Below are 17,900 nucleotides of genomic sequence, written 5' to 3'. Positions count from 1 at the left end.
TTGAACGCAGCGACTGCACATGCTATAACTTCCAATCCTTCAATTTTTGTCTTTTCGGAGCCTTTCATGTCCCGCCTGTTCGTCACCCGCTAATCGCCGACGACTGCATTTGCAGCCTCGTGCGGCGCAAGTCTGCGCCACAGCTGGCTGCGGTACTGGCTCCGAGCTCCCTACGCTTGCCATGAGGCGGCGGGAGCGCTGAATCCCCCGCTTCCCCTGCGCGACGACCTCTTTCCTTTTTTGGGCAAGAGCGGTCGACCTGCGCCTCACGTTCGTTGGCTTTCCCTGTCCTGCCGGACAGCGAGACGCTTCTCGCTGCAACGAACATGAATCCCCACACTCTTTCGATATTCAAATACCCGCGCACGCCTCACCTGGAAGGATCGCGCTTGCAAGCGGGCGATGATGCCAGTGACCAGGTGCCCTTGAAAGCCCTGGCTGGCCAACACGTCGTCATCGAGGAAAAACTCGACGGCGCCAACGCCGGCATTTCCTTTAACGGCGCCGGCGACCAGCTGCTGCAATCCCGAGGCCACTACCTGGTGGGCGGCGGCAGTGAGCGCCAGTTCAATCTATTCAAAGTCTGGGCCGCTGCCCACGAAGCGGCCTTGCTCGAACGCTTGGAGGACCGCTTTGTCGTCTATGGCGAGTGGACCTATGCCAAGCACTCGGTTTTCTACGACCAGTTGCCGCACCACTTCCATGAGTTCGATATGTTGGACCGGGAGACGGGGCAGTTTTTATCGACCCCGCGCCGCCATGCCTTGCTGCAGGGCTCACCGCTGCTGTCCGTGCCGGTTCTGTATGAGGGGCTGATGCCGACAGACCCCGCCTTGCTGTGGGCGCTGGTGCAGCCCTCCCTGGCCAAGAGCCGCGCCTGGCGCCAGTCGTTTGACCTTGCCGTCCAACGAGAGGGGTTACCGCCCCCGCTGTGCTGGCAACAGACGAATAACTCGGACCTGGCAGAAGGCCTGTACCTGAAGGTGGAAGCGGACGGCCAGGTGGTGGCGCGCTACAAGCTGGTCCGGCAAGACTTTCTCCAGACAATTTTGGACAGTGGCTCACACCACAGCCAGCGGCCGATGATTGCCAATGGCCTGGCACCAGGAGTGGACCTCTATGCGCCGCAGCCTTCGGTGCGCTGGGAAGACCTGTCACTGCGCACCATTCGCTCGCTGGATGCATTGAAAGCTTTGGCAAGAGACAAGCGGGCCGCCAGGCCGGATGGTGCTGGCCGACCATCGGGAAGAAGCCTTCCCGGAAAGGAATGTGTATGAACTGGTCAACGATTGCGGGCCTGGTGCCCACGCCGGGCGCAGCCCCGGATTTTGAGGCCTGTCTTGCGGTCTTCCCCGTGCTGGAGCGGGCCAAAACGACGGTGCAGGACCCCCGATTTCACGCCGAGGGGGATGTCTGGACGCACACCCAAATGGTGGTGCAGGAGCTGCTGGCGCTGCCGGACTACCTGCAGGCGAGCCCGCATGACCGCACGGTCTTGTTCCTGGCGGCCCTGCTGCACGATGTGACCAAATACCGGACCACGGTCATCGACCCACAGACCGGGGCCATCGGCCAGCCTGGCCATTCCCGCAAGGGTGCTGTAGAGGCCCGTGTGCTGCTCTGGGACGCGGGTGCGCCACTGGACCTGCGGGAAGCGGTCTGCCGCCTGATTGCAGTCCACCAAGTGCCATTTTTCGCGTTGGCCGGCTCTCGTTCGGGCAAGACGCCCGAGCGCATTGTGCGAGAGGGGTCCTGGCAGGTGAATCTCATCCACTTGGCCGCTCTGGCCGAAGCCGATATGCGCGGGCGTGTCTGTGTGGACCAGCAGGCGGTGCTGGACAACATCGAACTCTTTCGGGAACTGGCGCGGGAAGAGGGCTGCTACGGCACACCTCGGCACTTTGCGGATGCCCACACCAGGCTGAGCTACTTCCGGGGCGCGGACGTCCACCCGGACTATGCGCTTTTTCAGGAACCTGGATCGCGCGTGACCGTGATGTGTGGCCTGCCCGCGTCGGGAAAGGACAGCTGGCTGGCGCAGCACCGGCGCGGCTTGCCGGTGGTGTCTTTTGACGATGCAAGAGAAGCGCTGGACCTGAAGCATGGCGAGAACGAGGGTGCTGCTGCGCACTTTGCCCACGACAAGGCCCGGGAACTGCTGCGCAAGAAGGCGCCTTTTGTCTGGAGCGCCACGCATCTGAGCCTGCAGATGCGAACGCGCACACTTGATCTGCTGTTTGCCTACGGCGCCGAAGTGGAGTTGGTGTACCTGGAGCAACCCCGTGCCGAGCTGCTGCGCCGTAACAGCCGCCGGGACTCGACCCTGTCCAACAAGGCGCTGCAGTCGCTGCTGAACCGCTGGGAGTTGCCCACCGAGACGGAAGCCCACGCTTTGCGCATGGAACGCGCTTGAAGGGGAGGAGAGCCTCGCCGGCCTCGCAGCGTCCGCCACAAAACCTGGCCTGCTGTGGCCAGGTCCTTGGTTTCCTGAGCTGGCAGTTGCCAGCGGGTCTATACCCCAGGGGCGAGGCCTTTGTGGGCGCCTGCTTTAAAATACCGGCCTGACTAGTTGCCAGGTTCCCCTGCCAGAAAAATGAATACCGATACCCACGCTGCCACTGCGACGCTCGACGCCAACCGAACCCCCAAGGTGGGGTTCGTCAGTTTGGGCTGCCCCAAAGCCTTGACCGACAGCGAGCTGATCCTGACGCAGTTGAGCGCCGAGGGCTACCAGACCTCCAAGACCTTTGAAGGTGCCGATTTGGTGATCGTCAACACCTGCGGCTTTATTGACGATGCCGTGCGCGAGAGCCTGGACACGATTGGTGAGGCGCTGGCCGAGAACGGCAAGGTGATCGTCACCGGTTGCCTGGGCGCCAAGATGGGCGATGGCGGCGGCAACCTGGTCAAGCAGATGCACCCCAGCGTGCTGGCGGTGACGGGGCCCCACGCGACGCAAGAGGTGATGGACGCGGTCCACACCAACCTGCCCAAGCCGCATGACCCCTTCATCGACCTGGTGCCCGGCAGCTTTGGCGAGGCGGGTATCAAGCTCACGCCCAAGCACTATGCCTACCTGAAGATCTCCGAAGGCTGCAACCACCGCTGCACCTTCTGCATCATCCCATCGATGCGCGGTGACCTGGTCAGCCGCCCGATTGGCGATGTGCTCAAGGAAGCCAAGGCGCTGTTTGCCGGTGGCGTCAAGGAGCTGCTGGTGATCAGCCAGGACACCTCCGCCTATGGCGTGGATGTGAAATACCGCACCGGTTTCTGGGATGGCAAGCCGGTGAAGACCCGCATGCTGGAGCTGGTCGAAGCACTGGGCGAGCTGGCCAAGCCGCACGGCGCCTGGGTGCGCCTGCACTATGTGTACCCCTACCCGACGGTGGACGCGATTTTGCCGCTGATGGCCCAGGGCCTGGTGCTGCCTTATCTGGATGTGCCGCTGCAGCACAGCCACCCCGATGTGCTCAAGCGCATGAAGCGCCCGGCCAGCGGCGAGCGCAATCTCGAGCGCATCCGCGAATGGCGCGCGATCTGCCCTGAGCTGGTGATCCGCTCGACCTTTATTGCCGGCTTCCCTGGTGAGACCGAGGAGGAGTTCGAGCACCTGCTGGACTTTATCCGCGAGGCCGAGATTGACCGTGCAGGCTGCTTTGCCTATAGCCCCGTGGAGGGCGCGACTGCCAATGAGCTGCCCGGCATGCTGCCCGCTGAGGTGCGCGAGGCGCGCCGCGCCCGCTTCATGGAAGTGGCCGAAGAGGTCTCTGCCAAGCGCCTGGAGCGCCGTGTGGGCCAGACCATGCAGGTGCTGGTGGACAAGGCCATCGGCCTGGGCAAGAAGGGCGGCATTGCCCGCACCTATGCCGATGCGCCCGAGATCGACGGTGTCGTGCACCTGCTGCCGCCCGAGAAGCTCAGCAAGACCTACAAGGTCGGCGAGCTGATCAAGGTACGCATTGTGCGCAGCCAGGGCCATGACCTGGTGGGTGTGCCGGTTTAAGCGCTCAACCTTATCTAAAACAAAGGGGCCTTGCTGGATCAGCAGGCCCCTTTTCTGTGGACGGTGCGCTTTTGCGGTACGCGCTTATTCGACCTGCAGGCCGACCAGCTCGGGGAAATCGACCGGGTACTGTGGCTGCATGTCGAGCAGGCAGTGGTTGAGCAAGGTGTTGACCATCAGGTTGCGGTGCAGCTTGTTGTCGGCTGGCACCACATACCAGGGCGCATGGGCGGTGGAGGTGGCTTCCAGCAGGTCCTCATAGGCTTGCTGGTAGGCGTCCCACTGCTTGCGCACCGTCAGGTCGTCGAGGCTGAACTTCCAGCGCTTTTCCGGCACATCGATGCGCTCTTGCAGCCGCGTGCGCTGCTCGTCCTTGCTGATGTGCAGCATGCACTTGAGGACGGTGGTGCCGTTCTCGGCCAGCAGGCGCTCAAAGTCGTTGATCTGCGCATAGCGCTGCTTGGCGACCTGGCGCGTGATCCAGCCGTTGACCAGCGGCACCAGCACATCTTCGTAGTGGCTGCGGTTCCAGATGCCGATCTCGCCTTTGGCTGGGGCCACGGCATGGCAGCGCCAGAGGTAGTCGTGCGAGAGCTCTTCCTTGCTCGGGCTTTTGAAGGTGGCCATGCGCAGGCCCTGCGGCCCCGTGGTCTTGAAGACGCCGCGCACGGTGCCGTCCTTGCCGCTGGTATCCATGCCTTGCAGCACCAGCAGCACCGAGCGCTTGTTCTCGCCCTGCAGCGGCCGCATCAACTGGGCCAGCTGCTTGTTGAGCATCTTCAGGTCCTTTTCCTGGGCCTTGACCGTGCCATGCGCAAACGGTGTGGCGGCCGGGTCGTAGTCGGCCAGATGGATAGCGCCCTTGATGGGCACGCGGTAGTTCTGCGGATTGGGCATATCAGGCTAAAGGGTGAAACGGGCAAACTGGCAAACGGGCTGCAACAGGCCATGATTTCAGCTTTTGGCGGGCTTGTCACCTGGGGCGCCCCGCCAGCAAGGGTATTCATGGCCCAGCGGTCTTGCCCGCCGGGCTTGGCACAGGCGCTCAGACCATCTTGCGGATGGGGCGCTTTTTCCAGATCGCCTGGTAGTACCAGGTCTGCAGCGCCAAGGTGATGCCGTAGGAGACGGGGAAGGCCATCCAGATGCCCACCAGGCCAAAGTGGCGGCTGAACAGCCAGGCCAGCGGCAGCTCCAGGGTGGCGATCACGCCAATGGTGATGACAGTGGGGATCAGTACATCACCGCTGGCGCGCATCAGCGCGGCCAGCGAGGCAAAAGCACCAAACAGCAGGCCGCTCCACAGCACAATGCGCAGCAGCTCCACGGCCACATGCAGCACCTCTTGATCGGTGATGAAGATGGACAGCAAGGGCCGCGCAAAAATGCTGCCCAGCAAGGCCGTGGCGCCACCGATGGCCATGTTGATCTGCATGGCGGTGCGGGCAATGGCGGGCAGGCGCTCGCTGCGGCCCGCGCCAATCGATTGGGCCGCCAGGATGGAGGCGGTGATGGCGACCGAGATCAGCGGAAACTGGGCAAAGGCATTGATCTGGTTGACGGCGCCGTAGGCAGCGGTGGCGTTGGAGCCAAAACCGTTGATCAGCGACAGCACGACGAGGCCGGCCAGCGAGGTGGCGATCATCAGCACACCGGTGGGGATGCCCACGCGCAGTACGCCGCGCAGCAAGCCCCAATCCGGGCGCATGGCGCGCAACAGGGCCCTATTGGGTGCCAGCACGCTGCGCTTGCGGCGCAGCTGCACCGTCAGCCAGACCAGAGCGATGCTGAAGCCCAGGATCATCGACACCCCGGCACTGGCTACGCCCAGGCGTGGCAGGCCGCCCCAGCCGGCGATCAGCGCCGGGGTGCTGACCAGGCCGATGCCGGTGGACACGATCAGCGACCACATCGGTGTGAGCGTGTCGCCCACGCCGCGCAGCAGCGAGGTGAACAGCAGGAAGATAAACAGCCCGGGCATGCCCAGCAGCACGATGCGCGAGTAGATGGTGGCCTGCTCCAGAATGTCGGCCGGCGTGCCCAGCATGCGCATGATGGGCTGGGTAAACAGGCCGCCAAACAGCGCCACGGCCGCGCCCATGGCCAGACCGGTCAGCAAGGTGGTGCCGGCAATGGCGCGCACCTTGTCGGGTTGGCCCGCGCCCCAGGCCTGGCCGATCAGCACCGAGGCGCCAGCCCCCAGGCCAATGACAAAGGCGATAAAGACAAACATCACCGGAAAGAATGCCGCGACGGCCGCGAGGGCCTTGACCCCCATCATCTGGCCCAGGAACATGCTGTTGAGCGTGCCCGAGAGGGACTGCAGGATGTTGGACAGCAGCATGGGGCCCAGAAACACCATGAAAACTTGCCACAGGGGGCGAACAGGCGGGGCGGGCGGCGCAGCCTGCGGTGCGGAGATGGATGTGGACATGGGCGGTGGGGAGGGGGGTGCTGCGGATGGCATGCGTGTTGGGGCTTAGACCGGCCAGATGGGGCGGCTGAGCTGGTGCAGATAGGCTTGCACATCATCGGGCCAGGCCTGGGTCTGCAGCAAGAATGCCGGTTGCTTGTGGGCAAACAGCGCGCGGCAGGCTTCGTCAAAGCCGGGCAGGTCGCCGGCCATGGCCTGCATGAACTGGTAGGTGGCCTCCGTGGCTGCGCGCTGCGAATCCTGCTGGGCATGGGCATTGCGGGCGTCATCGATCAGGCGGCGCAAGGCCGCTGAGGCGCCGCCGGGCTGGCGGTTGAGCCAGTCCCAATGGCGGGGCAGCAAGGTCACCTCGCGCGAGACCACACCCAGCTTGGGGCGGCCAACGGCGCGTGCCGTGCGGCTGTGGGCTGCTGCCTCCACAGGTGCTGCCGCGGCGGCGGCGGGCGCAGGAACTGCGTCGTCCAGCAAGTCTGCAGGCTGTGCGGCTGGTGCCAGCTCCGAGCGCCAGTTCAGATCCAGGCGCAGGCCGGAGAGGTCATCAAACACCCACAAGGGGGTGAGGCTGCCGCCGGGGTGGAGTTCGTCATGGTTTTGCAGATAGCGCAGCACGGTGAGGCGGTCGGCTTGCAGCAGGCGCTGGTGACCCTGGAAAATGGTCAGCCGGCTGGTCAATGTCTCGGTAGTCATGGCCACTTGTTCGTTGTTTTCTCAATAAGTGGGTCATTTTACCGGGGCAAAAATATTTGGCTATTTTTAATGGGTAAAAATATGTATCTGGCTGCGCACCGGGGCAGATGGCCGTTGGCAGCCGCTACCGGGCTGGAGGGGTGGCAGTGCTGAGGCCAAAAAAAACCTCCAGCGCGGGGCATGGAGGTTGTTCTGGCTGGGGACCTTGTGGCCCAGGCATTACACGCGCTTGCGGTATTCAGCAGTGCGGGTGTCGATTTCGATCTTGTCTTCCTGGCTCACGAACAGCGGCACAGCGATTTCGAAACCGGTAGCGATCTTGGCGGGCTTGAGCACCTTGCCGGAGGTGTCGCCCTTGACAGCAGGCTCGGTCCAGGTGATTTCGCGCACGATGGTGGTGGGCAGCTCGACCGAGATGGCCTTGCCGTCATAGAACACCACTTCAGCGGTCATGCCGTCTTCCAGGTAGTTCAGCGCGTCAGCCATGTTTTCGGCTTCCACTTCGTACTGGTTGAACTCAGGGTCCATCCAGACGTACATGGGGTCGGCGAAGTAGGAGTACGTGCAGTCCTTCTTTTCCAGGATCACGTTGTCGATCTTGTCGTCGGCCTTGAACACGTTTTCCGTGCCGAAGTTGCCGATCAGGCTCTTGAGCTTCATGCGCACGGTTGCAGCGCCACGGCCGCCACGTGCGTATTCGGTCTTCAGAACGATCATCGGGTCCTTACCGAACATGATCACGTTACCAGCGCGGATTTCTTGAGCGATTTTCATAGCAATAGGTGCCTGTGTTGGGGCCGCTCAAACTACTACGGGCGGCGCGCAAGTGTCGTTGGACGGGCTGTGCTGCGCCGTAGCATGTTCCGCGGCGTTGTGCGCATCCATCAAACCCAGCCGCCTGCAGGCGCTGGGTGCGCGGATAAGCGCAAAGACTGCAATTCTAACATTTTTCGCCCGCAAATGCCATCAGCTGCTCGGCAAGGCTGGGCTGGCTCTGCAGAGTGTTGCGCGCGGCCTGCACGCACTGCGCCCATTGCGCCAGCAGCGCGGGCGTGATGGTGGGCCATGCTGGCGCGCTGCCATTGGCGTCTGGGATGCCATTCCAGGCCGCATGGGCTTGGCGCAGGCTGTCCGGCGCGTCCAGCCAGTCCAGAAAAGCCTCCAGCTTGGCATGGTGGGCGTGGTCATCCTGCGGGTAGATCTGCCAGACAAAGGGCAGGCCGGCCCACAGCGCCCGTACCAGCGAGTCTTCGCCACGCACAAAGTTCAGGTCGCAGGACCAGAGCATTTCGTCAAATTCCGGCTGGCTGCAGGGCGGCAGCAGCCGCACCTGGCCCGGCAGAGGCTGGGGCAATAGCTGCTGCACCAGCGCCGCCGCGCGGCCCGGGGTGACCAGCCATTGCGTGGCCGAGCCAGCGCTGGCAAAAGCCTGCAAAAAAGCGGGCGGCTCATAGCAGAACAGCGAAAACACCAGGTCGCCATCTTGCAGGCCATGCCGGGCGCGCCAGGCGCTGCGGTCAAAATCTGCCTGGCGCTGCGGTAGATCGGCCTCGCGCAGCAGGCCACCGGTGCCGGTGCTGAAGCCGGGGTAGAAGAACCAGCGCGTAAGGCCTGCGGCGGGCCCGCTCATCAGGCGTGAGGGCAGGCGGTGGCAGCGCTCGACATAGTCTTCGGCAGACAGGTATTCCAGGTTGATCCAGACGCTGGCTTTCTGCGTTGGGGACTGCGCACGCGCGGCCAGGGCCTGCTGAAAGGCGGCCGGAATCTCGCAGCCAAAGGCCTCTACCACCACCTCGGCAACGCCACTGGCCGGCGCTGCATCGGGCCAGCGGTGCACCGTCACGCCAGGCGCGCCCTGCGGCGCCATCCAGGCCAGAGCGCTGCCATCGTCCACCCACAGGCGCACCTGGCAGCCGCGCTGGGCCAGGTCTGCAGCCAGGCGCCAGCACACGCCGATATCGCCAAAGTTGTCGATCACCTGGCAAAAGATATCCCACAGCGGCGCTGGGCTGCGCTGCGCGGAGCCAGGGGATGCGGTGGAGGATGTGGCGGTGGGGGGGGGAGCAGGGGAGGGAGTCATCACCCGCGCGATGATAGTGCAGTCCCGGGCGTCACTGACTGGCATGGCCTCCTGGGCCACAATAGCCTTCAGTTGATCAAGCATGGAGACAGACATGAACCCACACACTGCAACCCCCGGGCCGATGGCTTTGCAAGGCGTCAAGGTGGTCGAGATGGGCCAGCTGATTGCCGGGCCGTTCTGCGGCAAGACCTTGGGCGAGTTTGGCGCCGAGGTGGTGAAGATCGAGGCCACCGGCGCGGGTGACCCGCTGCGCAACTGGCGCCTGCTGCAGGATGGCACGTCGGTCTGGTGGCAGGTGCAGTCGCGCAACAAGCAGTCGCTGGCTTTGGATTTGCGCCAGAAGGAAGCGCAGGACATTGCGCGCCAGCTGATTGCCGAGGCCGATGTGCTGGTGGAGAACTTTCGCCCCGGCACGCTGGAGGGCTGGGGTATGTCACCCGAGGAGCTGCATGCGATCAACCCGGGCCTGGTGATGCTGCGCATCTCCGGCTACGGTCAGACCGGTCCCTACCGCGATCTGCCGGGCTTTGGTGTGATTGGCGAGGCCATGGGCGGCCTGCGCCACCTGACGGCCGAGCCCGGGCGGGTGCCGGTGCGCGTGGGGGTGTCGATCGGCGACACCTTGGCGGCGCTGCATGGCGTGATCGGTGTGATGATGGCGCTCTACCACCGCAAGGTAAATGGCGGCAGCGGCCAGGTGATCGATGTGGCCTTGCACGAGGCAGTCTTCAATGTGATGGAAAGCCTGATCCCGGAATACAGCGCCTTTGGCACGGTGCGCGAGGCAGCGGGCAGCGCCTTGCCGGGCATTGCGCCATCGAACGCCTATGCCTGCCAGGATGGCTGGGTGCTGGTGGCCGGCAATGGGGACAGCATCTTCAAGCGGCTGATGGACACCATTGGCCGGCCGGACCTGGGCCAGGCGCCGGACCTGGCCAGCAATGCGGGCCGGGTGGCTCGTATTGAAGAGATTGATGCCGCCATCAGCGCCTGGACGCAGCCGCGCGCCATCGCGCAGGTGATGGATGCCTTGGCCGCTGCACGGGTGCCGGCCGGCAAGGTCTATACCGCCAAGGACATCAGCGAAGACCCGCACTACCGCGCGCGCCAGATGATCCTGCCGCAAACCACGCGCGATGGCCATACGCTGGAGGTGCCGGGCATCGTGCCCAAGCTGTCCGCCACGCCGGGCACGATCCGCAGCAGCGCGCCCCATCTGGGTGATGACACCGATGCGGTGCTGCAGGGCCTGGGCCTGAGCGGCGCGCAGATTGCGGCGCTGCGTGAGCGCGGCATTGTGCAGTGAGCGCGCACGGGTGATGGGCCGCTTCGCTGCGGGCGGGGCGAACGCATAAGACAATAGCGCCATGCCCACCCACGTGCACTCTCCCGAACTTCTTGCCCAGGTCGCTGGTTTGCCAGCCATGCCTGGCGTCTACCGCTATTTCGATGCCAGCGATGCGCTGCTGTATGTGGGCAAGGCCATCAACCTCAAGCGCCGGGTCTCGAGCTATTTCCAGAAGGACCATGGCGGCACCCGCATCGGCCACATGGTGGGCAAGATCGTGCGCATGGAGACCACGGTGGTGCGCTCCGAAGCCGAGGCGCTGCTGCTGGAAAACAACCTCATCAAGACCCAGCACCCGAAATACAACATTCTTTTTCGGGATGACAAGAGCTATCCGTACCTGAAGATCACCGGCATGGCCATCCACGATGGCGACATGCGCACGCCCCCCAGCCAGTGCTACCCGCGCGTGGCCTATTACCGGGGCGCGACCGACAAGCGCCAGCGCTATTTCGGCCCTTACCCCAATGCCTGGGCGGTCAAGGAAACCATCCTGCTGCTGCAAAAGGTGTTCCGGCTGCGTACCTGCGAGGACAGCATCTTCAGCAACCGCACCCGGCCTTGCCTGCTCTACCAAATCAAGCGCTGCAGCGCCCCCTGCGTGGACCACATCAGCCCCGAGGACTACGCCGCCGATGTGGCCCATGCCGAAGCCATGCTGCGCGGCGAGACCGACACGCTGCTCAAGACGCTGGAGGCGCGCATGATGGCGCACTCGGACAAGCTGGAGTTTGAGCAGGCGGCCGATATCCGCAACCAGATCAAGGCGCTGGCCAGCATGCTGCACCAGCAGAGCATCGAGACCATCGACGACCGCGATGTGGACATGCTCGCCGTGCAGGTGCAGGGCGGCAAGGCCTGCGTCAACCTGGCGATGGTGCGCGGTGGTCGGCATCTGGGCGACCGCGCGTATTTCCCCGTGCATGTGGAAGACAGCGCCGCCATCGCCAGCATGGAAGAGGCGGAAGAAGCCGAAGAGGCTGCAGACCAGGCGGGCGGCCAGCCTGATGAGGCCCAGCCCGGCGGGGCCCAGCCCGGCATCGTGCGGCCCGCCAAAACGGTGGAGCAACGCGTGCTGGAGGCCTTTGTGGCCCAGCACTATCTGCAGGTGGCACCGCCCCCGGTGCTGGTGGTCAGCGTAGCGCTGGAGCCCGCGCTGCTGGAGGCCTTGTCGCAGCAGACCGGCACGCGCATTGCCGCAGTGTCGCAGCCGCGTGAGGAGCGCCGCGTCTGGCTGGAGATGGCGCAAAAGAATGCCCAGCTGCAGCTAGCCCGGCTGCTGGCCGAAGAGGGATCGCAGCAGGCGCGTACGCGCGCCCTGGTCGAAGCGCTGGATTTGCCCCAGGACGATATCGACCAGCTGACCATCGAGTGTTTTGACATCTCGCACACCTCGGGCGAGAACACCCAGGCCTCTTGCGTGGTGTTCCACCACCACAAGATGCAAAGCAGCGAATACCGGCGCTACAAAATCGAGGGCATCACCGGCGGCGACGACTATGCCGCCATGCGCCAGGTGCTGACGCGCCGCTACAGCAAGGTGGCCGAGGCCCAGCGCGATGCCGGTGGCGCTGAGCTGGGCAAGGGCGCTGCCCGCTTGCCCGACATCGTGCTGATCGATGGCGGCAAGGGCCAGGTCGGTGTGGCACGCGAGGTCTTCACCGAGCTGGGGCTGGACCTGTCGCGCATCGTCGGTGTCGAAAAAGGCGAGGGCCGCAAGGTCGGGCTGGAAGAGCTGGTGTTCTGCGACGGGCGCGACAAGGTCTACCTGGGCCGTGACTCGGCCGCGCTGATGCTGGTGGCGCAGATCCGCGACGAGGCGCACCGCTTTGCCATCACCGGCATGCGCGCCGCGCGCGCCAAGGTGCGGGTGGGCGGCAGCCGGCTCGAAGACATCCCTGGCGTGGGCCCCAAGAAGCGGGCGCGCCTGCTGCAGCGCTTTGGCGGGGTGCGCGGGGTGGAGGAGGCGGGTGTTGATGACCTGATGACGGTCGATGGCATCTCTGCGGCCTTGGCAGAGGACATCTACAAGGCCTTGCATTGAAGGGGGTGCGCGGGCCGCGCAGCAACGGTCGCGCAGGCAATACTGCGGTTCACTGAATTTGCACCGTTGCGTGCCACAATAGCCGCATGTTCTTTACGATCCCCACCATCATGACCTGGACGCGCATCGTCGCGATCCCGCTCATCATCGGCGTGTACTACTCGCCTCTTGATATGGCCACCAAAAACCTGTGGGCCACCGTCATGTTCGTGGTGTTCGCCTTCACCGATTGGCTCGATGGCTTTCTGGCGCGCAAGCTCAACCAGACCTCCTCCTTTGGCGCCTTCCTGGACCCGGTCGCCGACAAGTTCCTGGTCTGCGCCTCGCTGCTGATCCTGGTCTACCTGCAGCGCGCCGATGTCTTTGTCGCGCTGATCATCATCGGCCGCGAGATCGCCATCTCGGCGCTGCGCGAATGGATGGCCCGCATTGGCGCGAGCAAGAGCGTGGCTGTGCACATGGTGGGCAAGCTCAAGACCACCGTGCAGATGGTGGCCATTCCCTTTTTGCTCTACGACGGCAAGGTGGCCGGGATCGACACCGGCGTCTGGGGCACCTGGCTGATCTGGGGTGCGGCCGTGCTCACGGTCTGGTCCATGGTGTACTACCTGCAAAAGGCCTTGCCCGAGATCCGGGCTAGGGTTGATTCTTAGTCAAGTGCCACAGGTTTGGGCGTAGACTGCATCTCGCCTGTACAAGGAATTCAGGCTACAGCGCCCGTGATGCTTGGCTTTTGCAAGGCAAACTGGTTGCTGGTCAGCGAAAAAAAGTGATTTTTTGCCTGCGCACCCAGAAATTCCGTCTAGAATTCATCTCATTCCAGAGGCACTGGGGTCGAGGTGAAAATTTCGTGCCAGTGGTGTTGTTTTTGAATCTGTGACAGTTGTACGGTGTACAAACTGCTCATAATGGGATGAAACATACACTTCCTTAACTCTCTTGATTAATAGAGGCTGCTTGTGAATAAAACTGAACTCATTGAGCACATTGCTAACAATGCTGATATCTCCAAGGCTGCTGCCGCTCGTGCGCTGGAGTCCACCATTGACGCAGTGAAGAAGACCTTGAAAAAAGGTGGTACAGTCTCTCTGGTAGGTTTTGGTACCTTTGCCGTTGGTAAGCGCGCTGCTCGTACCGGCCGTAACCCACGTACCGGCGCTGCGATCAAGATCAAGGCAGCCAAGGTGCCTAAGTTCCGTCCAGGCAAGGCATTGAAAGATGCGCTGAACTAATTTCGGTTATCAGGTGGGGTGCTTAGCTCAGTTGGTAGAGCGGCGCCCTTACAAGGCGTAGGTCGGCGGTTCGACCCCGTCAGCACCCACCACATTAACCAAGAAAATAAACCCCTTAGAGTGATCTAAGGGGTTTTTTCTTTGCCCATTTGCCCATTGAAATGGACGCAATGGGCGCCTCTGGCCACCCAGAAACGCCATTTGCCACCTGTTAGTTTCCTTGAAGCGGCACAGGTCCGCATGCATGGCTCTGATAAGGCTTGGCAAGGCTTGCGTTAAAGTGGCGATGGAATAAGCCTGCCCATGTCCACCAGGGAATGGTTGCCTTGCTGGCGATAATGCCGCTGGCATCATTCGACCAAAGCGGGTGCAGTGGCGCCATCTCTCCAGATTTCCCAGAACCGCGCGAAAGTTTGCAGGTTTTGGAGTTCATGATGGAGAACAAGTCCAGCCATACGGCTCGTGTGCGCTGCCGGTGTTGCCACCCCACTTCCAGCGTTGCGTAGCTTCGCTTTTCGGTAGAGAGGTGGGTTGGCCGTCCAGCGCCAGGCGGTTGGGTGGCAACGGGCAGTGGGTGGGGGGCGGCCGCATCGGTGCCGCATTTGGGCCCTCTGAAGCGTCAAAAATCCCGTATTCCCTAACGCGCCCCTGGCCCTCATAGGGATCAAAAACTCTTTCGCTGTACACTTGCTGTTTCGACGTTCGTGCGTTGCCAAGACGCATGTTGCACGCCCTATTTGACAGGGGGTGGGTTGTCTCCGTTGGTTGGGGCTGTATCTGATTGATTTGCAATGAGAAATCATTTATTGCAAGCCATGGGTAGGCGCTTCGGACCTGGCAGCAAGCCCGCGCCACCTAGTGAAAACCGAATAAAGGCGAATGAGGGTTCGCCTTTTTTTTTGTCCTCAGGAAAGTTAGACGATGTTTGAAACCATCCGCAAGTACTCCAAGGTGCTGATGTATCCGCTGTTCTTGCTGATCATTCTGTCTTTTGTTTTGGTGGGAGTGAACCAGAACTACTTCACCGAAAAGAGCCCGGTGGTCGCCAAAGTCAATGGCAAAGACATTACGCAGATGGACTGGGACAATGCGCACCGCGTTGCCTCGGACCGCATGCGCCAGCAAGACCCCAACATGGACGCCAAGTGGATGGATGGCCCTGAGGCCCGCTATCTGACTTTGGAGCGCATGGTGCGTGACCAGGTGATCGATGCCGCCGTGCAAAAAATGCATCTGACGGTGGACAATGCCTCGCTGGTCCGTGCGCTGCAGGAGATCCCGCAGATCGCCGCGCTGAAAAAGCCCGATGGTTCGCTCGATGTGGATGCCTACCGCGCGCTGGTGGGTGCACAGGGCATGACGCCCGAGGGCTTTGAAGCGGGCATGCGCCGCGATATCGCTGCGCGCCAGGTGCTGGGCGGTGTGTCCAACACGGCCTTTGCGACCGACGAGCAGACCAAGCTGGCGGTTGATGCACTCTACCAGCAGCGTGAGATCCAGCTGGCCCAGTTTGCTGCCAAGGACTATGCGTCCCAGGTCAAGACCACCGATGCCGATGTGGAAGCTTTCTACAAGAGCAACCAGGAGCTGTTCCGCCAGAAGGAGCAGTCCACGATCGAGTACGTGGTGCTGAATGCTGAAGCCGTCAAGGACATGATCAAGCCCAGCGAAGACGACCTGCGCACCTACTACAAGGAAAATCTGAGCCGCTTCATGGACAAGGAGCAGCGCCGCATCAGCCACATCCTGATTGATGCGCCCGCTTCGATGTCGGCCGCAGACCGTGAAAAGGCCAAGCAACGCGCCGAGGAGCTGCTGGCCCAGGCCAAGGCCAACCCCGCACAGTTTGCCGACCTGGCCAAGAAGAACTCGCAAGACACCGGCTCGCGTGACAGCGGCGGCGATCTGGGCTGGGTCAAGCCTGGCGATATGGTCAAGCCGTTTGAAGACGCCGCCTTTGCGATGAAGTCTGGTGATATCAGCGATCTGGTGAGCACCGAGTATGGCTTCCACATCATCAAGATGGGCGAGGTGAAGACGCCCCGCACGCCAAGCTTTGAAGAGCTGCGCGCCAAGATCGAGACCGAAGTGCTGGCCCAGCAGGTGCAGCGCAAATACGCCGAAGTGGCCGAGACCTTCTCCAACATGGTGTTCGAGCAGTCCGACAGCCTGCAGCCAGTGGCTGAAAAGCTGGGCCTGAAGATCCAGAAGGCCGAACATGTCACCCGCACGGCTGCGCCTGGCGCCACCGGTGCCCTGGCCAACCCGACCTTCCTGGAAGCACTGTTCTCCAGCGATGCACTGCAGAACAAGCGCAACACCGAAGCCATTGAAGTGGCGCCCAGCACCTTGGCCTCCGGTCGTGTGGTGGAGCACTTCGACGCACGCATTCTGCCGTTTGAAGAAGTCAAGGCCAAGGCCCATGACCTGTACGTGGCTCAGAAGTCTGCCGAGCTCGCGCGCCAGGATGCCCAAGCAAAGCTGGAAGCCTGGAAGGCTGACGCCGCGGGCGCCAAGCTGGCAGCCCCCATCGTCGTGTCGCGCCAGGATGCCAAGGGCCAGGTGCCTGCTGTCCTCAATGCCGCCATGCATGCCAAGATCGGCGATGCCGCATCCTGGGTCGGTGTGGACCTGGGCAACGATGGCTACACCGTTGTGCGCGTGAACAAGGTGGTGCCGCGTGGCGAAGACTCTGCGGAGCTGCGTCTGCGCCAAAAGCAGGAGTTCGAGCGTTACCAGGCCAATGCCGAGACCCTGGCTTACTACGAAATGCTCAAGGAGCGTTTCAAGGTACAGATCAAGGTGCCACGCCCCGCGGAAACAAAAATTTCATAAAAACGGAGATTTCATGAGAGGGGCCAAATTTCTGGCTATAATCATGTCTTCCCCAACACGGTGGCTGTAGCTCAGTTGGTAGAGTCCAGGATTGTGATTCCTGTTGTCGTGGGTTCGAGCCCCATCAGCCACCCCAAATTGAAACCCTTGCAAGTGAATAGCCTGCAAGGGTTTTTCAATTTCTGCTCGCGCCTTGCTTCTGCTGCTGGACAGTTGCAGTTTTGGGCCATAAAGCGCTCGAGTTTGGCCTGTTCCAGGCTCCCGTGCTCACTTGGAATAGGACGATAGAAATACCTCCACGGAATGCCCCCCATCTGTCTGCCGCGTTCGGCCAGATGCCGGCCGCGAGCTGCTCAGTAGGGTATCTCTGCCGGGGTAGTTCAGGACAAAAGGATCTTCCCTGACGCTCAGGAAGGTTTGGAAGGCCAGAGGCTAGGCGAGGCTGCAAGGGCTGCAGCCCTTGGACTGGTTGCTGCTATGGCGGCGCGCGGGCTAAAAGGCCTGCAGGATAGGCGCCATGCGCAGCACCAATAGCGGGCTGGGGCAGGGGTTCTCGACCAGCCACAAGCACCTCAACCGGTGGACATGGAGCGCCAGCTGAACTGCGCGGGTAGTGATCAAAGATGTTCCGACCAACAAAAAACCGCCCGGAGGCGGTTCCCTTGGAGATTTGCAGGTCAGAAGATCGTTTTGCCATCGACTGAGAGGGAGGTCATATTCTTTTTGGTGTGGCTGACCTTGCATACGGCTGGCACGCCAACCTCAAGCCCAAGTCCATTGCGTAGGCGTGTGAGCTTTGTTTGCGGCCCCCACACAAACACATATTCATCACCAGAGCCAACGTTGGACACCAATGGAACTTCGGCTTTCTCTGGATCCCTGGACACCTGCTTTATCGCGTGTTGGCACAAGAATATGGCTTCGTTTGCGTTGAACTCACGCGGGGTATTGCTCGTTTTGCCCCCGCTCATGCAACTGATTGCGACAACGACAACGAATGTTCCGTAGAGGATGTACTTGAACGTTGACGGATTTTTGACCGTCTCTGCAGCCAGAGATGTGGCCGCTACTGATGGTGCTGCTACTGATGGCGCTGCTGGATTGCCCGCCACGGGCGCTCCACAATGAGGACAGCTAGACGCCTGGTCGCTAATCTGCTTGCCGCATTCGTTACAGTTAATCAATGCCATGTCATCCTGCCTCTTTTTTTGAATGGGTTGTGATCGCCACG

15 protein-coding genes and 2 tRNA genes are annotated in these 17,900 nt (G+C 62.3%); 10 read left to right on the top strand and 7 right to left on the bottom strand.

Annotated features, from left to right (window positions below):
* Positions 1–326 precede the first annotated feature (326 nt).
* From WH265_RS05250 to rimO, 3 genes are all read left to right on the top strand, one after another.
* Positions 327–1,277: an RNA ligase family protein gene (locus WH265_RS05250; protein WP_339557875.1), complete on the top strand. Its 951-nt coding sequence runs from the start codon at positions 327–329 to the stop codon at positions 1,275–1,277.
* Positions 1,274–2,413: an AAA family ATPase gene (locus WH265_RS05245; RefSeq protein ID WP_339557581.1), complete on the top strand. Its 1,140-nt coding sequence runs from the start codon at positions 1,274–1,276 to the stop codon at positions 2,411–2,413. The genes WH265_RS05250 and WH265_RS05245 overlap by 4 nt, the downstream gene beginning before the upstream one ends.
* Positions 2,414–2,593: 180 nt before the next feature.
* On the top strand, positions 2,594–4,006 hold the full coding sequence (gene rimO / locus WH265_RS05240; RefSeq protein WP_021026963.1) for a 30S ribosomal protein S12 methylthiotransferase RimO: 1,413 nt from the start codon (positions 2,594–2,596) through the stop codon (positions 4,004–4,006).
* 84 nt (positions 4,007–4,090) lie between these two features.
* Here the strand turns inward: rimO and WH265_RS05235 are convergent, their stop codons facing one another.
* The 5 genes from WH265_RS05235 to earP form a co-directional block, all read right to left on the bottom strand.
* On the bottom strand, positions 4,091–4,903 hold the full coding sequence (locus tag WH265_RS05235) for a PPK2 family polyphosphate kinase (protein WP_021026962.1): 813 nt from the start codon (positions 4,901–4,903) through the stop codon (positions 4,091–4,093).
* Between the two features lie 148 nt (positions 4,904–5,051).
* Positions 5,052–6,440, bottom strand: a complete 1,389-nt coding sequence (locus WH265_RS05230) for an MATE family efflux transporter (protein WP_339536325.1) — start codon at positions 6,438–6,440, stop codon at positions 5,052–5,054.
* A 45-nt stretch (positions 6,441–6,485) separates the two neighbouring features.
* Complete coding sequence (locus WH265_RS05225; RefSeq protein ID WP_339557579.1) at positions 6,486–7,127, bottom strand: DUF2239 family protein; 642 nt, start codon at positions 7,125–7,127, stop codon at positions 6,486–6,488.
* A gap of 219 nt (positions 7,128–7,346) precedes the next feature.
* Positions 7,347–7,901, bottom strand: coding sequence for an elongation factor P (efp, locus tag WH265_RS05220; RefSeq protein ID WP_021026959.1), 555 nt, complete (start codon positions 7,899–7,901; stop codon positions 7,347–7,349).
* Between the two features lie 166 nt (positions 7,902–8,067).
* A complete protein-coding gene (gene earP, locus WH265_RS05215) occupies positions 8,068–9,207 on the bottom strand; it encodes an elongation factor P maturation arginine rhamnosyltransferase EarP (RefSeq protein WP_339557577.1) in 1,140 nt (379 codons plus the stop codon).
* A 94-nt stretch (positions 9,208–9,301) separates the two neighbouring features.
* Between earP and WH265_RS05210 the strand changes: the two genes are divergently transcribed.
* From WH265_RS05210 to WH265_RS05190, 5 genes are all read left to right on the top strand, one after another.
* Positions 9,302–10,516: a CaiB/BaiF CoA transferase family protein gene (locus WH265_RS05210; protein WP_207788099.1), complete on the top strand. Its 1,215-nt coding sequence runs from the start codon at positions 9,302–9,304 to the stop codon at positions 10,514–10,516.
* 61 nt (positions 10,517–10,577) lie between these two features.
* On the top strand, positions 10,578–12,602 hold the full coding sequence (gene uvrC, locus WH265_RS05205) for an excinuclease ABC subunit UvrC (RefSeq protein WP_339536315.1): 2,025 nt from the start codon (positions 10,578–10,580) through the stop codon (positions 12,600–12,602).
* 86 nt (positions 12,603–12,688) lie between these two features.
* Positions 12,689–13,255: a CDP-diacylglycerol--glycerol-3-phosphate 3-phosphatidyltransferase gene (gene pgsA / locus WH265_RS05200; protein ID WP_021026955.1), complete on the top strand. Its 567-nt coding sequence runs from the start codon at positions 12,689–12,691 to the stop codon at positions 13,253–13,255.
* A gap of 306 nt (positions 13,256–13,561) precedes the next feature.
* Complete coding sequence (locus tag WH265_RS05195) at positions 13,562–13,834, top strand: HU family DNA-binding protein (protein WP_021026954.1); 273 nt, start codon at positions 13,562–13,564, stop codon at positions 13,832–13,834.
* Between the two features lie 16 nt (positions 13,835–13,850).
* Positions 13,851–13,926, top strand: a tRNA-Val gene (locus WH265_RS05190).
* 119 nt (positions 13,927–14,045) lie between these two features.
* Here WH265_RS05190 and WH265_RS05185 read toward each other — a convergent pair.
* Positions 14,046–14,267, bottom strand: coding sequence for a hypothetical protein (locus tag WH265_RS05185; protein WP_339536313.1), 222 nt, complete (start codon positions 14,265–14,267; stop codon positions 14,046–14,048).
* Between the two features lie 488 nt (positions 14,268–14,755).
* Between WH265_RS05185 and WH265_RS05180 the strand changes: the two genes are divergently transcribed.
* Complete coding sequence (locus WH265_RS05180; RefSeq protein WP_339557576.1) at positions 14,756–16,669, top strand: SurA N-terminal domain-containing protein; 1,914 nt, start codon at positions 14,756–14,758, stop codon at positions 16,667–16,669.
* 60 nt (positions 16,670–16,729) lie between these two features.
* A tRNA-His gene (locus tag WH265_RS05175) sits at positions 16,730–16,805 on the top strand.
* A gap of 541 nt (positions 16,806–17,346) precedes the next feature.
* Here the strand turns inward: WH265_RS05175 and WH265_RS05170 are convergent.
* Entirely contained in the window at positions 17,347–17,859 is a 513-nt protein-coding gene (locus WH265_RS05170; RefSeq protein ID WP_148293153.1) for a zinc-ribbon domain-containing protein, read from the bottom strand.
* Positions 17,860–17,900: the final 41 nt, after the last annotated feature.

This window comes from Comamonas sp. MYb396, from assembly GCF_037479555.1.
In the GTDB taxonomy this organism is placed as follows: domain Bacteria; phylum Pseudomonadota; class Gammaproteobacteria; order Burkholderiales; family Burkholderiaceae_C; genus Comamonas.
Note: the sequence above shows the minus strand (reverse complement) of the source record. Positions and strands in the feature narration are given on the sequence as shown.

What these genes read in the sequence shown, in the direction of transcription:
- WH265_RS05185 (WP_339536313.1), bottom strand. Translation starts at nt 14,267, where the DNA reads ATGAACTCCAAAACCTGCAAACTTTCGCGCGGTTCTGGGAAATCTGGA.
- WH265_RS05225 (WP_339557579.1), bottom strand. Translation starts at nt 7,127, where the DNA reads ATGACTACCGAGACATTGACCAGCCGGCTGACCATTTTCCAGGGTCAC.
- WH265_RS05230 (WP_339536325.1), bottom strand. Translation starts at nt 6,440, where the DNA reads ATGTCCACATCCATCTCCGCACCGCAGGCTGCGCCGCCCGCCCCGCCT.
- rimO (WP_021026963.1), top strand. Translation starts at nt 2,594, where the DNA reads ATGAATACCGATACCCACGCTGCCACTGCGACGCTCGACGCCAACCGA.
- uvrC (WP_339536315.1), top strand. Translation starts at nt 10,578, where the DNA reads ATGCCCACCCACGTGCACTCTCCCGAACTTCTTGCCCAGGTCGCTGGT.
- efp (WP_021026959.1), bottom strand. Translation starts at nt 7,901, where the DNA reads ATGAAAATCGCTCAAGAAATCCGCGCTGGTAACGTGATCATGTTCGGT.
- earP (WP_339557577.1), bottom strand. Translation starts at nt 9,207, where the DNA reads ATGACTCCCTCCCCTGCTCCCCCCCCCACCGCCACATCCTCCACCGCA.
- WH265_RS05235 (WP_021026962.1), bottom strand. Translation starts at nt 4,903, where the DNA reads ATGCCCAATCCGCAGAACTACCGCGTGCCCATCAAGGGCGCTATCCAT.
- WH265_RS05170 (WP_148293153.1), bottom strand. Translation starts at nt 17,859, where the DNA reads ATGGCATTGATTAACTGTAACGAATGCGGCAAGCAGATTAGCGACCAG.
- WH265_RS05210 (WP_207788099.1), top strand. Translation starts at nt 9,302, where the DNA reads ATGAACCCACACACTGCAACCCCCGGGCCGATGGCTTTGCAAGGCGTC.
- WH265_RS05180 (WP_339557576.1), top strand. Translation starts at nt 14,756, where the DNA reads ATGTTTGAAACCATCCGCAAGTACTCCAAGGTGCTGATGTATCCGCTG.
- pgsA (WP_021026955.1), top strand. Translation starts at nt 12,689, where the DNA reads ATGTTCTTTACGATCCCCACCATCATGACCTGGACGCGCATCGTCGCG.
- WH265_RS05250 (WP_339557875.1), top strand. Translation starts at nt 327, where the DNA reads ATGAATCCCCACACTCTTTCGATATTCAAATACCCGCGCACGCCTCAC.
- WH265_RS05245 (WP_339557581.1), top strand. Translation starts at nt 1,274, where the DNA reads ATGAACTGGTCAACGATTGCGGGCCTGGTGCCCACGCCGGGCGCAGCC.